Origin of the sequence: Acetivibrio clariflavus DSM 19732, from assembly GCF_000237085.1 — a bacterium.
Taxonomy (GTDB): domain Bacteria; phylum Bacillota; class Clostridia; order Acetivibrionales; family Acetivibrionaceae; genus Acetivibrio; species Acetivibrio clariflavus.
Map to the genome: position 1 here is coordinate 4,706,024 of NC_016627.1, position 16,983 is coordinate 4,723,006.

The following is a 16,983-nucleotide window of genomic DNA, read 5'->3' on the forward strand; positions in this document are numbered from 1 at the left end:
GCTGGAAAAGATAAACACTGTGAAAAAACGGTAGGATTATTCAAAGCATTGCGATTTCATTTAAAAGTCTCATTTTTGCAGCTTTTATGTCGATCAGGATGTTCTTGAAATGATCCAAAACAGTCTATAACTACTATTCGCGGACTTATTGCAGATAAATGACTAAAAATAGATATTTGATTTTTCATTCTTAAAAAATATCTCTTCATAAATAAAAGACTGTTATAAGCTTAAAAATATCACAAAAAAAATAATTTTTTTATTTTTTTTGTGATATTTTGTCGTTATAAGTAGTCTTATATTATAGAGTGAAAAAAATAACATATAAATCTTAGATGAATAAGTTAAATATTTCGGTGTGCTTTGTGGATTTGAAGAACTGTATTAATTATTGCCATTCATTAGGCAGAAAGAATAAGCTTTTTAAATTATCGTTGTTTACAGAAGTACTTTTATAAAAATCTATTAATACTGCTCATTTTGCTGTACATAAGCCAGTGCTTAACAAGATGATACACACTAAAATACAACATAAGGGGTTTTGCATAATGGGGACTAAAATTTTGGACGAGTTATTTACAAAAATAGCTGATGCAACAAAAGTAGTTGATGTGGCATATCATGAGATAGCAGACGGTAAATTGAATCCAATTCATAAGACCGATACTTCACTTCTAGGTATTGAAACCTGGAAAAAAGAACACAAAAAAAATCCTGTTTATATTGAGCATACGGCTATACTTCAAGAAATTGTCACTGAAAAGAAGACCATCGTAATAATGGATACCCATAGCGACAGTCGCTCAGCCAATGAATTTTTCTTCTTTGGAATTGAAAGTATAATGATTATCCCTGTAATACAAAACAATACAGTAGTAGGTATAATTGTTGTGCCATCCATTAAAAGCCCTCATTTCTTTACTCAAAAAGAAATAGAGACTTGTATCGAACTGGTAAACCATTATATGCCAAAATACTTTGAGAGTTTTCACTCTGTAAATGATGGAAAAAAAAATCGTATAGCTGATGGAATATTAAGTTTTTTAAAGCAAAATGGCGTAGATTTCGTATTTGGTGTACCGGCAGGTACTGTAAGCCCAATTTTTGATGCTATGAACGATATTGATATAAAGCCTGTTATAACTAAGAATGAGGCTGGTGCAGCATATATGGCTGCACGATATGCAAGTGTGTCAAAAAAGCTTGGGGTTTGCATAGGTGCAGGTGGCGTTGGTGTTAATAATATGATAAATGGTATTGCCGACGCTATGAGAGCAAAGTCCCCTGTTCTGGTTATTTCAGGGTATGTAAATAGAAAATATATAGGAAAGGGTGCTTTGCAGGAATTAGATACAGAGCATATCCTCAAACCAATCACAAAATACAGTAAAACTATATTGGATGAAAAATGTGTTCTGAGTGAACTGGAAAAAGCTGTTCGTATGGCTTTAACTCCGCCCTGCGGACCTGTTCACTTATCCATACCCCTTGATATACAATTATCTGAAAGATTTGAAGATATTCCGGGCAAGGTAACAATACCGCAAAAAGACTATAGGGATAGCATAGCAGATTTAAATAAGGCAGTCTCTGTTATCTCTAAGGAAAAATTCGGTATAATTATGGTAGGAAAGGGCTGCAGAGGGTTATCAAAGGAAGTTATGGAACTTAGTGAACACTTACAGTGGCCTATAATAGTTACCCCGGAGGGCAAAGGTGTAGTTCCTGGAACTTTTCCTCTGAACCTTGGAACTTATGGATATTGCGGTTCCGATGCTGCCGCTCAGTATGTAGAAAGTGACTTGGCTACTTGCATATTGATATTAGGTTCAAGTCTTGGCGAATGTTCTACCTGCAATTTCAGCGATTCACTTGTTAGAGGCAGAAAATCAATTCATGTTGATTTGGATAATAGAGAATTATCTAAAGTATTTAATACTGATATAAACATAAACTGCGATATAAAGGATGCAATTGCATTCATATTGAATAATACACCTAAATCTGCCAATCATTTTGAAAGGCCGTCATTGAATCCTCCTTATATCAAAAATCATGAGGGCCTTTCAATTCGATTGTTCATAGAACAAATAACAAAAATTTTACCTTCGAACACATTTTATCTCTCAGATTTGGGAGAGTACATGAATTTTGTGTTTAAATATCTGGAGATCCCAGAAGGCAGCGATTTTGAAATCAATCTAAACTACGCTGCTATGGGGTCAAGTTTAGCAGGAGCCATTGGTGTACATTATGCTTATAAAAACAGACCAGTCGCCGTATTCGCTGGCGATGGCTCCTTTTATATGAATGGTTCTGAAATAATTACAGCAATGGAATACAATCTTCCTATTATTTATTTTATAGTAAACAATGCAATGCTGGCATATGTTGAACATGGTCATCAATTTTTGTACGGAAGAGTCTTAGACGGCTTTAAAACTCGTAGAATTTCCATTGCGGATATGATGAACAGTATTGGAGTTAAATCGATTTCTATAGATAAAACTGAGGATATACACAAAATAAAAGACTTTATTGCCGATATTGATGGACCTCGGGTTATTGAACTGGTAACCGATGGAAGTGAAAAAGCTCCTATTATGGATAGATTAAAAGCCCTTAAGTAAAACCAAATGCTGCCCATCTTTTGTTTATAGGTAGTAAGTTCTTATGTTTCTTTATGCCATTTCAAAAAACCTTTCGATTTTACCCATTACAAAAATAATTTTTGAAATGGCAATTGCATGCTTTTTGAATAATTTTATTTAAAAAATATAAATTTCATCTAAGGCTACATAAGAACTGCAGTTTGAAGCGACTTTGGAATTCAACATCTGCTTAACAAAATCTACTCAGCAAAAATACCTATAATTAAAAGGAGGATGCACTATGGTTCATGTAAAAGATTCAAAAGGATTGTATGAAATTAAGTTCGACTCTACCAGACGTATTTGCTACGAGAAGAATTCGGGATTCTGGCGCAAAGAAGACATAGAAAGGTACCACGATGACTATGTAAAAAAAGTATCCCATGAATTCAACGGAAAACCTTGGGCAGTATGCTGTGATCTGAGAGGATATAAGACCTCTAATATAAACGAAGAAATGGAAAAACACACCCAGTGGAAGGTAAATTCAGGAATGTGCTGTGCTGCAATAATTGTTAGTGATACAATTGTAAAAATGCAGCTAAACAAGGCTTCCGGAGGAAAGTATCCTCAAATGGCTTTTACCAGCGAGCAAGAAGCTGATGAATGGTTAAGATCAAAAGGATTTTAATAATTTCACATGCTATAATAATAAAAATCCCCTTAAGAGTATCTTCTCTCTAAGGGGATTTATTATTTTAACTTTTTTTATTTTACATTACGTCTGAACGTTCCAGATCTTTTGAGCAAACTCAGGTTACCCGGCTTGCTTCTTCCATAAAATTGACTATTTCTGAATATACCTTGATTTACCGTTCTTGCATCCTCAATCGAATAAAATGCTTTTGAATTACACATTGTAACTATCTCTAAAGCTTCTTCCAGCTCTTTTCTTTTTATAATTGTATATACTATTTTTACATCCCCGTTTGCTCCTTTTGCATCGACTACAGTAACACCAAATCCTGCATTATGAAGCCTTTCCATCAGTTGACACTCGTCCTTTACCAGTATTACTCTCACAACCAGCATTCCTATTGCCAATTTTTCTTCAAGGATCATGCCGACCAAAGTACCCATTGCAAATCCAGCTGCATAAGCAAAATAACAAGCAATATTATCTAAATGCTTCATTATCTGACTGATAGCGACAATCCATACCAGTACTTCAAAAAAACCCAGCAAAGGCGCTAAGTTCTTTTTACCTCTTGAAACAAATATAATACGTATTGTACCTATTGATACATCAATAATACGGGATAAAAAAATAAGTATAGGCAAAACAACCCAACTGAAAAAGTCGGTATTTATAAACTCAAAAAAGTTTATTACCCCCACCTCCAAATTTTGCTAAAAAAATTAAAATACCTTCACAACTAAAGATTAATACTAACTCTGCCAATTCCTTTAACAGCACTCCAAATTTTCACTGTCATAGACAGTTTATATACACTCTCACAAATAAATTTCCTTAATTTTAGTACTTATTATTACTTATACTTTACTTTATATGCAAATGAAAATATAATAAAATATGTGAATATGTAGTCAACTTCCATATAAAACTAATAACGTAAAAATATGTTGTAAGATAAATAAATTTAAGTACTTTTTTTGCACAGCATATTATCTCGCCTTGCAATGATCTAAATCGTGCCCTGGAAGGCTGAAGGAGGTAAAAGGTATGAGAATTAGCGGAGTATCGTACGCCCAAAGAAAAACTCACTGGATAAGGACGATTGTTATGGTAATAATTATACTTGTATTATTGGCTTCTATAGCTTTAATAGGAGTTTCGACATACACAGGATGGATGCTTACTCATCCTAAAAGGAAAGCTTTGCCGGTTTTTACATCAAATATAGTACCGGAATACAGAAATATCTCCTTTAAGGACATTAAAGATGAAATAAATTTAAAGGGCTGGTTTTTTGAAGTAAAGGGCAGTAATAAGACTGTAATTTTGGCTCACGGTTACCGTCAAAACAGGCTTCAGTACGGTGAAGATACCTTTGTTTTAATCAAATCTCTCTTAAATCAGGGTTATAATGTGTTGACTTTCGATTTTAGAAACTGCGGTGAATCTGAAGGAAAAGTAACTACTGTAGGCATATACGAAAAAAACGATCTTCTGGGTGCCATAAATTATGCAAAAAAATTGGGTTCTAAACAGATAGTTCTAATGGGATTTTCTATGGGAGCTGCCACAAGTATTGTTGCAGCAGCTCAAAGTCAGGATGTCGATGCAGTAATAGCAGACAGTCCATTCTCAGATTTGGAAGAATATTTGAATGACAATCTTAATGCCTGGAGTAATCTTCCTTCATTTCCCTTCAATCAGACTACTTTTTTAACAATAAAAATATTAGAAGGAGTAAACCCGAAAGAATTCAGTCCAAGAGCTGTAATAAAAGATATAGCTCCAAGACCGGTAATGTTGATACATAGTAAAGACGATGCTTATATTCCTGTAAGCAACAGCCATGAACTCCTTAAGGCAGGCGGAAGCAATGTTAAACTTTGGGAGACAGAAGGCGTGAATCATATAGAAAGCTTTACAAAACTAACCGATGAGTATTTGCAAAGAATAACCGAGTTCCTAAATAATCTTAATGACGATTCTGATGAAAACTAAAATTTTATTCCTGGCATAAAAGGTTATAAAAATCGATTTTATGGTGCAAATCCCATAAAATCGATTTTTAATATCTACACGAATTCTTTGGTATAACCCTAATATTATTAAGTATATACAAGTATATACCTTACAAAGGAAGTTAAATCCGTTAAAACATGCCTTTCTTATACAGCACCATGCTGGTAACCAGTGCTATGGCAAAAGATATTGATAAAGTATATATAAATCCATAACTATTATTTTGCCACGGAACAGGAACGTTCATACCAAAAAAACTTGCAATCATAGTGGGTATGGCCATTACAATGGTTACTGATGTAAGGAACTTCATAACCATATTCAAATTGTTCGAAATAACCGATGAAAATGCCTCCATCATACTGCTTAAAATTGAACTATATATGTTAGCCATTTCAATAGCCTGTTTGTTTTCTATAAGTACATCCTCAAGAAGGTCCTGATCCTCTTCATATAGTTTATAATGCTCTCGAAAACTCGTATTGCTTTCGAGGTCTCTATTTCAGGAGCAAGCTAATTTAGCTCACCCCTAAAATCCACCAATATTTTCCTTAAAATTTTCCAATAAAATTATCCTAATTTTAGCCATATATGGCACCAATCTACCTTGACTTTTTCACAGCGCCCCCAAAATCGAAGTAGGTGGTAATATTTGCCATTACTTTGATTGTGGAGGTTTTATTTATGCTGCGTAACTTTGAGTCTCACACTTCTTATCAGGAAAACCTGAAGCTTCATCTCCTGCTTTTTTGGGAGACCGATAGGGGCAGGGTCACGGATATGGAAAAATCCATATCCAAGCTATACCTTCTCAATTTGGATCCCCTGCTCCCTATCATTAAACCCCTTTATTCTAATACCGGCTGTCCCGCCAAGAACCAGCTGGGTATTATTCGCTCTCTTATCCTTATGCTCGACCAAAAACACCACGGCATTACAAACTGGGCCAAAAAAGTGGCCAACGACCCCCTCCTTTGTGCTATTTGCGGATTCCAATATGGAAAAGCCCCTTCCGTCGGTTCCTACTATGACTTCATTAAACGTCTATGGAAAGCTTCTCATAAAATCCATGTCGCCAGGAAAAAGAAACTGAGGCCTTTCAAGCCTAAACCCCGTAAGAAACTCAAGGCCGGCCAGAAACTGAAACCCAAGCACAACGGCATCGTTAAAAAGTTTGCCAGAATCGCCATGAGAGACGCACTCCCTGAGTATCGTCCCGAACAGATCTTCCAGGAATTCCTTGCCCGCTGTGTCGTTGATGTTTCCGCCAAAATGGGTATCTTGGGCGATGTGCAAAAACTTTCTGTCGCCGGTGATGGCACCCCATTCTATTCCGGTGCTTCCCATTACGGTACAAAGGTCTGTGATTGTAAAAAACACGGTGTCTACGATTGCAAGTGCCCCAGACGTTATTCCGACCCTGATGCAAGATGGGGTTGGGACAGCTACAGGGAACAGTGGTTCTATGGCGATACCCTCTTTAACATCACTGCTTCCGACAGTCCCTATGACCTTCCCATTTACCTGCGTAAAGCACAGGCTTCAAGACATGACAGCATCCTTGCCGTTTTTGCCATGTCTGAGGTAAGAAAACTTTATCCTGACCTTTGCATCCGTAATTTTATTGCCGATGGGGCCATGGACAACTATCCCACCTATGAACTCATGTATCATTGGAACATCATCCCATTCATCCCCCTTGATGCAAAAACCAAACAAACTCTTACCAAGCTGCCTCCGGGAATTATCTGCCTTGATGATCAAGGCAGGCCTATCTGCAAAGGCGGTATCCCTTACGAAGACTGCGGCTACTCCTACCCCAAAGGTATCAAGTACAGGTGCTATTTCGACTGCCATGACATTGAAAAACCTTGTCAATGTACCGATTCACCTTATGGAAGGACTGTCTATTTAAAGCCCAAAGACGATTTCCGGCTGATTACTCCCGTACCCCGCGGCTCTGAAGCTTTTAATGAAAAATTTAAAACACGCACCTCTGTCGAAAGAAGCCACAAAAGGCTCTTTGAAGATTACGACATTGAAGAGTACAAGGCCAGAAGCTCCAGGCAGCGGTTTGCATTGGCTACTTTTGCTGCAGTGAATGTCCACTTGGACGCTTGGGTCAAGCATACAGGCTTTAGTATAATTCCTTTGCTTGAAGAACTTTCTGGCAAAGCAGCCTGATAGCTACCGAGTCTTTATTGTGATGAACCAATGGCCTTCTCATAGGCTTTGCTTTGCTATGCCCATTTTCAGAAAGTTATACAGCATATTCGTTTATCAAGGTTCATTTCGTCAATATGCATTTACTTTTGTCAGTCTCTCAATGTTACTTTATCCCATTAATTAACATTCAGCAGGTTTTCCAGTTACTTTTCGAGACTATTCAGTTTAATATATTTACCTCTAAGAAGCTTTTCCATAACAGCATCATTTGACTTAAGAGATGTGGTAAAGAATACAAGACTCTTTTCCAGCTCAAGAAGTTTAAATAACTCTCTGTTTCGCATGGACTTGTGCAGTGTTTTCTCCAAATCGTCGGTCTTTTTGTCAATATGCCTCAAATATCTTAAGAAATCTTTAGCAATCATAAAAAGCAGTTGTAAGGTAAATCTCGTCTTTTTAAATGTATAAAAATCCTTAACTTTTTTGTTCTTAAATGAATCGATAAGAGTTAGCTCTCTGTTACAGATAGTAATAACAAAGTCATCCATTATAAGTATACCTAATGGAATAGTTTCAAACTTAAGATTTTTTTCATCCTCATATACATAAGGTATATCCACTATTACCAGTGTCTGATTATCTTCAACATCTATTCTCGGTTTTTCCTCTTCATCAAGCGGGTCTCTTAAAAAATTGGGAAGTATGTTTAAACTATGCTCCAAATAATTTAGTTCTTCCTCTGTAGGAGCGGCAAGATTTATCCAGCATCCCTTCTCAATTTTCTCTATTTTCTCCAAATGCTGAGCCATATCGTAGGTTTTGTAAATCTCCATCATTATTATCACTTCCCAATCAAAAATTTATCTTTTAGTTATACTGTATAGTTAATTCCAACAATATACATAAAAATACAATAAAAAACTTCCTCACGACAGGAAGTCAAACAACATTTATTTCGGCATATATTCTTCCCTCGTTGAGTTTTAGCACTATACAGCTTAGGTTTAACAACCAGCTACATTAAACAAAACCTTAATCCGGTAGTGTCTGTTGACCCACATTGGCGTCTTTCGACGTTTCTGGGCAGTAGCCTATTTCTGTATAGGAGCCTCACCTAACAAAGTATTAAGTTTACTTACTTATTATATGCAACATGTACTTTAGTGTCAATAACAACTTGATGGCATCAGAACCCTTCACATTTGTCTATTTCATCAGGTTTGAAAGAATCAAAATTTTAATGGGAAATGCAATAACCTTAAGATTTTTTCACTTCCAAAAGGTATTGAAAAAGCCTTTGAATACCAATTTCAAAGGCTTTTCTTAATTATTTCTTTTTATCCAAAAAATATGCTGGTGGAGTTAAGGAGGCTCCGGAATTATAGTAGGTATCATTCAATTTTTTACCTTCCCTGATTTGCCTTAGCTTTGCTCCAAATTCATCCATCAAGCTTTTGGCTTTCGCATAATTCTGTTTCTCCAATTTATTTATTTCATCTAAGAGTTCCATTATCTGTCCAGTAATCTGTTTTAGCTCTTTTGCACCCTTCAACTGTGAAGCATCGATTTCATCCAATCTATTAATGCCCAGCTTCTGCTTAAGGAAATTGAAGTACATTTTAAAATCTTCATCAATCCTGTTTATCTCGTCAATCTTTATTTGCTTTTCATTTATAAGCTTTTCCAGGCCATCCATACCTTCTTCGCTTATGGCTTCCGTTTGCGCCATAGTCAAAAGCACCAAATCCTGCAAACACTTATATTTTTTATTTGAAGCTTCAATAGTCTTTTCAATACAAAATTCCGGGCTGAAATCCATCTCTATCTCTCCTATTTAGCAACTTGCGCTGTTCTTGAATTTTGCTGTTTCGCAATTTTCATTGCCTGTTCCCAGGTATTCCTGAGTTCCCTTGCATAACCGAGTATCTCTTCAATAATAGTATTATCCTTTTTTATGTTTGCATCAATAAGTCTTGAAAGCATATAATCGTACAGTGAGTCTAATTGATGTGCAATGTCATATTTCATATCTAATGTACACCGAAATTCAGTTAGAATATTCTGCGCTTTTATTATACAATTATTAGCTTTCTCTATATTCTTTTTATTTATAGCCATCTGCGCCTGCATCAAAAACTTGACAAGACCGTTATACAGCATAAGCACCAATTCCTCAGGAGTTGCGGTATATACAGAGCTTTCTCTATATTGTTCATACCCATTATTAAATGCCATTTATATTACCTCCATACTTTAATTAACCCTGTTTCAATGAAAGTTTACTTCATCATTTCAAAAATTTGTGGTATTTGCTTTAAGGTTTTTAACATTTATATCATGCCAATAATATTTTATAGCCATAGATACTTTATTATTGGTTGCTATAGTAGTTACCTGTAATGGCAGATATATAGCTTAGCTGACTTTGCATTTGTGATAGAATTTTTTCCATGGCTGAAAACTTTCTATAGTATTCATTCTCTTTAGCCAACAATTTATTCTCCAATGTATTTATCAATGTTTCCTTATTTTTAATCTGAGTATATAGGTAATTGCTATATTCCGAAGCATCATTTGTATATCCTGCCTTTTCCAACAAAATACCTTTTTTCCCATTGGAATCTCTTGTTGTTCTTACATTATCCTGTATTATATCATACAGGCGATGGGCCAATCCCGATTGCTTATACCTTTCAGTCCTTTTTGCGGAATCGTCAAGACCTTCTCTGTATGTATAACGGGATTCAGTTGTAAAAAGTTTTACTACCTCATCAAAATTGTTTGTAAGTGCATCCCGCAATTTATTCTCATCGATTTTCAATCTTCCCTTTTCGGTATACGAACCGGTAGTTATTCCTATATCATATAAGCTTATTGATACCCCATCTATCTTTTCGTAAAGTGCAGTTCTCAAACTGCTTACAATCCTGGACAAAATGCTGTCACCGGCAAGCAATCCGGTTTTTGCTTTTTCTTCCCACTTTTCTATCTCTTTTTCACTCATTGCATCCTTTTCGTCTTCGGTGAGAGGCAGATAATTTCTGTCATATTTTTCAGAAAGTTTCCCGTTTATTTTATCTAAAAGCTCGTTATATTTATTAACAAATCCTTTTATATTTTCAATAACAGAATCAATATCGGCCTGTACACTAATCGTAACAGGAGTCTCGGAAACTTCTTTGAGGGTATAGGTTACACCGTCTATTGTAAACTTGTTACTGCTGCGTTTCATACCCTCAACACCATCTAAAGTAAACTCTGCATCTTTTCCGGCTGTAAATGTTCCGCCAACGATACCTAGAGATTCCAGTAAGCCGCTTGCTGAATCGGTATAAGTTATATTTGACGCTGCACCTTCAGTCGTAGATTCCAATATAAACTGTTTATTTAATGAATCATAAGTCATTTTGACTCCTGCATCACTGGAATTTATTGCATTCATAATATCCTTGACAGTTGCCTGGGCATAGCTTTTTTTAACATCAATGGTCTTGCCGTTTATTGTAAACGTTACATTCTCATCAGGATCAGTTATATTCAGCACATTTTTAAAACTGTTTCTTATGCTGTAAAGGGATGATGTTAATGACAAGCCGTTTGAGGTATTGTCTCCGTCAGTAAATCCCAGACCCTCCAGTCCATCTCCGGACAATGAAAAGGTACTGCCTTTTAACAGAACTTTTATTTCAACTTTTCCGTCCTCGGTAACTACATCAAATTTTCCTGTGCCAAAAGCGTCCGCGAGTTTTTGTTCTAAGTCTGTTTCAAGTTTTTCTAAAGACAAACCATCTTCGTCCGAATAATCGTCAAGTACTAATGTCTTTGTAACTCCATCTAAAGTAACAGCGATTTTTTTACCGCTTAAATTGAAATCACTAACAACGTTGCTTCCTTTTACATCAGCTACAATATCTGCACTTCCAGTAATTTTGGCAGCAGAAGCAAGAGAAATCACCTGTATTGTGTGAGTTTTATTGGCAGCATCTGCATTGGCTGTAGCAGTCACAGCAGAAGAATTGGAAGATTGGATGTTAAACTTAGCAAAAGCACTCGGCGACCTGAAATTTGTTGCAGTTTTCAATACATTTAAATATTCATCACAAAAGCCCATAAGCAAACTGCTTATCTCTCTGTAAGCATCCCTTTTCCATTCCAGCAATTGCTTTTGCTTATATACTTTATCAACTTTAATACGTTCTACTTTCATTAAATCAGCTATTATTTTATCGGTATCCAGACCGGAATAAGTTCCTGTTATTCTTATTACCGCCATATAAATTATCTCCTTTCATCCACCAAAATCCCTGCCAACTCCCACATTTTCGCAACCATATCCAGTATCTTTTCCGGCGGGATTTCCCTTATTATTTCCTGTGTTTCGGCATCAATTACTTTAACCATTATTTGTTTGGTCTTTTCATGTATAGAAAACTCAAATTGCCTTTTAGAGCCGACTATAGCCTTATTAGCCTTTTCAATAGCTTCGAGAACCTCTTCTTCCGAGACAACACGGTCCTTTTTTTCATATCCCTGTGCATTAAATGAAGATGTGTTTTTGCTATCCTTTATATGATTTTGACTGCTTATGTCCGACCTAGGCCTATCTATATTTAACATATCAACATTTTGAGTCCTTACCGATTGTAACATAGCAGCATCCATGCTTTTAATGTTCATATAAATCCCTCCATGAATTTATAACATAACTTTTCTCATAATTATTATCGGAATATTACAACATTAAATTTATATTAAGTTTTTGCTTGCTCTGTTATCCATTCTTTTGTCTTAGCTATTCCCTCTTCCAGTGAAGTTTTTGGATACCACCCCAGCAAGTTTTTAGCTTTTTGAGCATTACACAACAATTTCGGAATTTCACTTTGAGGGTGTATATGGGGTACATGCTTGATTTTACTTGCATCTCCTGATATTAAAAGTGCCAAATCATTTATACTTATATCTCTGCCAAGACCTGCATTTACTATTTCTCCATTTACCCTGTCCGAGTAACCTGCCTGTACAACAAATTCTGCACAATCCTCTACATAAAGAAGATCTCTTGTTTGCTTGCCATCACCGTATATATTAAGCGGAAGCCCTTCAAGACTCCTTTTTATAAATATAGCTACAACTCCGCCTTCACCATCGGTTCTCTGCATCGGGCCATAGGTATTGAATGGCCTTATTACTACTGTAGGAAGCTTGTAAGCATACCAGTAGGAAAGCACCATATTTTCTCCTGCGATTTTGCTACCTGCATAAGGTGAAGCCGGTTTTACAGGATGGCTTTCATCTATACCCTCATTGTCCTTTGCTCTGTCATATACCATGCAAGTACTCATAAACACCATTTTAACATTGTGCTTTCTGCACTGTTCCAATACATAAAAAGTTCCTACTGTATCATTTTGAAATGTTGTAACGGGATCATCAATACTGTCCTGGACATTGATACTGGCCGCTAAATGATAACATAAATCGAATTTATTTAAAAAGAGTCTTTCTAAAGTTGCTATATCTTTTATATCACCTTCTGTAAATTCTATAAGGTTTGAGTTGTTTATAAACTCCTCTATATTTCTTTTACTTCCGTTTGACAAATTATCCAATATCCATACTTTGTGCCCGTCATCAAGTAATTTTTTTACAACCCAACGCCCTATAAAACCGGCACCGCCTGTCACAAGTATGTTCAAGAAAATCACCCTTTCTGTTATATAAACTCGAGAAAATAAACTGGCTTTTTATTAAAAAAGATAAATTTTAAAATTATTTTACCAAGGCATGTTTTTGCAAAACCTCTTTTACGTTTGAAATTATATATTGAACATCCTCTTCTTCCATTTTAGGAAATAGAGGAAGAGTTATTATTCTTTCATAAAGGTCTTCAGCATTTGGACAGATACCCTTTTTATAACCTAATTGACTGTAATAGGGATGGTAATATACAGGAATATAGTGTACATTTACACCGATATTTCTACTTTGAAGCTCTTCAAAGATCTGCTTTCTACTGCAATCTAACTTTTCCAGTTTAAGCCTTATTATATACAAATGCCATGCCGAATCTGCAAAATCCGGCTGAAAGGGTATATCTACAGTATCCAGTCCGCCAAAAGCTTCATTATATCGTCTAACATATTCCTTCCTCAAACCTAAAAACCTGTCCAATTTATTTATCTGACTTATGCCTAATGCAGCTTGGATATCGGTAATTCTATAGTTATAGCCTAAAAATTGCTGTTCGTAATACCAAGGTTCTTTAGATCTTATCAATTCCTTCTCATTCCTCGTAATACCATGGGTCCGGAATAAAGTGAGACTTCTGTAATAATCTTCATCATTTGTGGTTATTGCTCCACCTTCTCCTGTTGTAATATGTTTAACCGGATGGAAGCTGAACGTTGTCATATCTGTCATACTTCCAACTTTTCTGTCTTTATATGTAGTTCCAAGGGCATGAGCACCATCATCAATTACCACAAGATTATATTTTTTGGCTATCTTCAAAATTTCATCCATATCACAGGGCAGACCAGTGAAATGAACAGGTATAATAGCTTTAGTCTTTTCCGTTATCTTAGCTTCTATATCTTTAGGGTCAATATTATATGTTTTGGGATCAATATCCGCAAATACAGGCTTTGCTCCCATATACAAAATACAATTGGCCGAAGCTGCGAAAGTAATTGGAGTGGTTATTACCTCATCCCCTTCTTTTATCCCTGCTGCAAAACAAGCAGCATGAAGTGCTGCCGTGCCATTGGATACTGCTACAGCATATTTTGCTCCCGTGTATTGAGCTAACTTATCTTCAAATTCTTTTATTTTGGGTCCTGTAGTCAAATAGTCTCCTTTCAGAACCTCGACCACAGCTTGAATATCATCCTCTTCAATCCATTGTCTTCCGTAAGGTATAAATCTCTTTTCCATAATCGTATCTCCCAGTGTTACTAAAAAGTTTTTCAAATTGCATAAAGTTATATAGATCAAGCTTTTTATGGGATACTTTTTTATAAATTAGCTCTTATATTAAACGATAAATGGTAAAAGAAAGTGTCTTTATCATGAGGAAATTTTAACTATGGTATCAACTATTCTTTTTACTCCGTTACCATCAACCAGCTTCTGCATCTTTTTGCTATAGTGTTCCCTCTTTTCAAAATTTTCACACAAATTTTTAAGTTTAAGTAGAAATTCCTCATCGGAAAAATTGTTATACCAACCCAGTGATTCTATATATCCTTTGGTACACAGCATATCTACCACTGCTCTCTGGTTCTCTGCAACAATAACAGCTAAAGTAGGCGTTCCACAGGCACAAAGCTCGTATAATGTACTTCCGCCCGCAGATATAGCAACATCTGACTTTAACATTATCTCTGACATTTTTGAAACATTTTCATAAATTTCAATATCTGTATTCTTTCTTTTTAGTTCCCTGAGCCTATCAATATTCTCAAATCCACTGCCTGCAACAATATTTATTTTTATATTTTTAAATGTGCTGTCCGATAGAATTAACTGCGACAGTCGGTAGCTTAAGTCAAAGGGATCCGACCCTCCAGTTGTTATCATTATTTCTTTTACAGCTCTGTTTGTCTTTCTATCGGGCAAACCTTTAAATTCCTCACGGATGAGATTATATTTCAGACCAAGCAGCATAATCTCATCTTTATAATAACTTTCGTAGTTTAAATATTCACCGGTAATATTTCCGTTTATCAATACATCTACCGGATAGGAAAACTTGTTTATATCATCTATATAGCAAAGTTTTTTAACAAAGGGCTTAAGCTTTAAAAAAAATTCCTCGGAAACGTTATATGAGTCTATGAATAAAACATCAATATTTTTATCTTTAAGTACTTCGATAATTTCTTCGGCTTCTTTTCCAAGAAATTTAGCACCTCCACAGCAAAAACCCTCATAATGCGTTTCAGTATCATGGGACAACTCAATTGCTTCAAATCCTTCTTCTCTTATTTTCAAAATCCCCTGTTCATATTTACTTAAAAACAACACGTCTATTCCGGAATTTCTAAAACCTTTTGCCAATGAAAGGCACCGCATTACATGTCCCATGCCTATATTTTTGCTGCCATCAGCACGAATCGCTACTTTGATCATTTTATCCGCTCACATCACTTTTCTGATTAACTCAAAAGCTTCTGCATACCTTTTGCCTACAACCGTCCCCCATCTTGCCGCTATTATCTCAAGTGCCTTAAGGGACCTCGGATGTGGAAAATCTCTAATCTCTAACTTATAACACTCCATTGCCTTAAGTTTTGCATCAATAGTACTTTCAACATCAACAAATACATTAGGTTTAAAAGAGTTATCACCATATTTGAAATTCCATTCCGTCGATGACGGAGTTTCAAAGCAGTAAATTTCCTTGACACAGTATTCCCCGATAGGTCTCGTCGCTGTAATAACAGCTTCAAAGGTCCTCCTATGATCAATGTTCAAATCGCCGTAATGATGAGTATATATTGTATCCGGATTAAAGTTCTGGATATACTTCTCTACTTCCTTAACAATTTCAAGCAAATCAACGGAATCAAATCGATTGTCCGGAAAACCTGAAAAGTGTACATTCTTAAACCCAATAAGTTCAGCAGCCTTAAGCGTTTGATATTGCAGTTCACTAATCAGTTCATTATCGAAACCTTTCCTTGATTTTTCTCTAGAAGTCAGTCCTTCACCTAAAATAATGCATTCTACAGCATCACCGCTATTTACATGTTTTCTTATTGTTGCCCCTGCACCTAAAATTTCGTCATCGGGATGAGCTGCAACAACCAATATTCTACTCATTCTCATCACCCTCTATTATTTCAACATCTGCGATGATTTTTCCGTTTTTTAAAGATGCTCTTGAAAACTCCATTTTGTATTTTCCAAACTTTATAAATGCTTTGGGATATCCTTCAGCATCCAACATCCTAATGTAATCATATATTTTTTCCAGTTCAAATTCCTGTTTTATCTCACTTTGTTCGGGTTTTCTTCTCTTAAACTCCACAACTTCGCCTAATTGTTTCTGAGGTGTAGGCTTTTCATCAAGTAACTTAGGAATCATATCATTAAATATTATTTTGGATGCTCTCATAAATATTTCCTCAGCAGTTCCGTACAGGTCGAGGTCTTTTTTGAAATAAACATCTCCCGTATCCAGACCCTCGTCCACTTTTATAGCAGATATTTTCGTTTTTCTGACCCCCCGTTCAATAAGATTCTGCAACGGACTGCCTCCCCTTCCGTAGGGAAGATCGGTCATGTGGAAAACAACACATGTAAAGTTATTGTAGAGTTCTTTTGGAATAATCCATGACCAGTGAGGAAATAGAATATATTGAGGCTGTATTGCTTTAACCTTATCATAGGTCAGCTCTTCTTTATCGGTAATTATTGTCACATTGTACGTACCTTCATTATTCTTTTTAAATTGACGTGCATTTTTTATGTTCCATGATTTTGTAGTTGCTATTATTATGTTCAAAG

16 protein-coding genes, 1 pseudogene and 1 riboswitch are annotated in these 16,983 nt (G+C 35.8%); of the genes and pseudogenes, 4 read left to right on the plus strand and 13 right to left on the minus strand.

Annotated elements, in window-relative coordinates; translation table 11 throughout:
• The first annotated feature begins 548 nt into the window (after positions 1–548).
• Together CLOCL_RS19880 and CLOCL_RS21360 are read left to right on the plus strand one after the other, a co-directional pair.
• Positions 549–2,630, plus strand: coding sequence for a thiamine pyrophosphate-binding protein (locus tag CLOCL_RS19880; RefSeq protein ID WP_014257001.1), 2,082 nt, complete (start codon positions 549–551; stop codon positions 2,628–2,630).
• Between the two features lie 262 nt (positions 2,631–2,892).
• Entirely contained in the window at positions 2,893–3,282 is a 390-nt protein-coding gene (locus CLOCL_RS21360; RefSeq protein WP_014257002.1) for a hypothetical protein, read from the plus strand.
• Positions 3,283–3,359: 77 nt separating this feature from the next.
• Here CLOCL_RS21360 and CLOCL_RS19890 read toward each other — a convergent pair whose 3' ends face one another.
• Positions 3,360–3,962 carry a DUF5698 domain-containing protein gene (locus tag CLOCL_RS19890; protein WP_051411377.1) on the minus strand — a complete coding sequence of 201 codons (603 nt, stop codon included), beginning with the start codon at positions 3,960–3,962 and terminating at the stop codon, positions 3,360–3,362.
• Between the two features lie 373 nt (positions 3,963–4,335).
• Here CLOCL_RS19890 and CLOCL_RS19895 point away from each other — a divergent pair, with 373 nt between their 5' ends.
• On the plus strand, positions 4,336–5,286 hold the full coding sequence (locus CLOCL_RS19895) for an alpha/beta hydrolase (RefSeq protein ID WP_014257004.1): 951 nt from the start codon (positions 4,336–4,338) through the stop codon (positions 5,284–5,286).
• Between the two features lie 151 nt (positions 5,287–5,437).
• On the opposite strand, the pseudogene CLOCL_RS19900 reads toward CLOCL_RS19895, so the two are convergent.
• A pseudogene (locus CLOCL_RS19900) lies at positions 5,438–5,761 on the minus strand (magnesium transporter CorA family protein); the annotation flags it as partial.
• Between the two features lie 347 nt (positions 5,762–6,108).
• Positions 6,109–6,303, minus strand: a complete 195-nt coding sequence (locus CLOCL_RS22730) for a hypothetical protein (protein ID WP_169313367.1) — start codon at positions 6,301–6,303, stop codon at positions 6,109–6,111.
• Between the two features lie 192 nt (positions 6,304–6,495).
• On the opposite strand from CLOCL_RS22730, the gene CLOCL_RS19905 reads away from it, so the two are divergent.
• Entirely contained in the window at positions 6,496–7,491 is a 996-nt protein-coding gene (locus CLOCL_RS19905; RefSeq protein WP_174269789.1) for a hypothetical protein, read from the plus strand.
• A gap of 185 nt (positions 7,492–7,676) precedes the next feature.
• Here CLOCL_RS19905 and CLOCL_RS19910 read toward each other — a convergent pair whose 3' ends face one another.
• The 10 genes from CLOCL_RS19910 to CLOCL_RS19955 form a co-directional block, all read right to left on the minus strand.
• Positions 7,677–8,309 carry a magnesium transporter CorA family protein gene (locus CLOCL_RS19910; protein WP_041715853.1) on the minus strand — a complete coding sequence of 211 codons (633 nt, stop codon included), beginning with the start codon at positions 8,307–8,309 and terminating at the stop codon, positions 7,677–7,679.
• Positions 8,310–8,434: 125 nt separating this feature from the next.
• Positions 8,435–8,602: riboswitch (M-box (ykoK) riboswitch) on the minus strand.
• Positions 8,603–8,800: 198 nt separating this feature from the next.
• On the minus strand, positions 8,801–9,292 hold the full coding sequence (flgN, locus tag CLOCL_RS19915; RefSeq protein WP_014257005.1) for a flagellar export chaperone FlgN: 492 nt from the start codon (positions 9,290–9,292) through the stop codon (positions 8,801–8,803).
• 11 nt (positions 9,293–9,303) lie between these two features.
• Positions 9,304–9,708 (minus strand): flagellar export chaperone FliS, encoded by a 405-nt coding sequence (fliS, locus tag CLOCL_RS19920; protein WP_014257006.1) that lies wholly within the window; start codon positions 9,706–9,708, stop codon positions 9,304–9,306.
• A gap of 136 nt (positions 9,709–9,844) precedes the next feature.
• Positions 9,845–11,746 carry a flagellar filament capping protein FliD gene (gene fliD / locus CLOCL_RS19925; protein WP_014257007.1) on the minus strand — a complete coding sequence of 634 codons (1,902 nt, stop codon included), beginning with the start codon at positions 11,744–11,746 and terminating at the stop codon, positions 9,845–9,847.
• Positions 11,747–11,751: 5 nt separating this feature from the next.
• A complete protein-coding gene (locus CLOCL_RS19930) occupies positions 11,752–12,150 on the minus strand; it encodes a flagellar protein FlaG (RefSeq protein ID WP_014257008.1) in 399 nt (132 codons plus the stop codon).
• 74 nt (positions 12,151–12,224) lie between these two features.
• On the minus strand, positions 12,225–13,169 hold the full coding sequence (locus tag CLOCL_RS19935) for an SDR family NAD(P)-dependent oxidoreductase (protein WP_014257009.1): 945 nt from the start codon (positions 13,167–13,169) through the stop codon (positions 12,225–12,227).
• A 73-nt stretch (positions 13,170–13,242) separates the two neighbouring features.
• Positions 13,243–14,406: a UDP-4-amino-4,6-dideoxy-N-acetyl-beta-L-altrosamine transaminase gene (gene pseC / locus CLOCL_RS19940; RefSeq protein WP_014257010.1), complete on the minus strand. Its 1,164-nt coding sequence runs from the start codon at positions 14,404–14,406 to the stop codon at positions 13,243–13,245.
• A 132-nt stretch (positions 14,407–14,538) separates the two neighbouring features.
• Positions 14,539–15,603: a UDP-2,4-diacetamido-2,4,6-trideoxy-beta-L-altropyranose hydrolase gene (gene pseG, locus CLOCL_RS19945; RefSeq protein ID WP_014257011.1), complete on the minus strand. Its 1,065-nt coding sequence runs from the start codon at positions 15,601–15,603 to the stop codon at positions 14,539–14,541.
• A gap of 9 nt (positions 15,604–15,612) precedes the next feature.
• Positions 15,613–16,296, minus strand: a complete 684-nt coding sequence (locus CLOCL_RS19950) for a PIG-L deacetylase family protein (RefSeq protein ID WP_014257012.1) — start codon at positions 16,294–16,296, stop codon at positions 15,613–15,615.
• Positions 16,289–16,981, minus strand: a complete 693-nt coding sequence (locus CLOCL_RS19955; RefSeq protein ID WP_027622294.1) for a formyl transferase — start codon at positions 16,979–16,981, stop codon at positions 16,289–16,291. Before CLOCL_RS19955 ends, CLOCL_RS19950 begins: the two co-directional genes overlap by 8 nt.
• Positions 16,982–16,983: the final 2 nt, after the last annotated feature.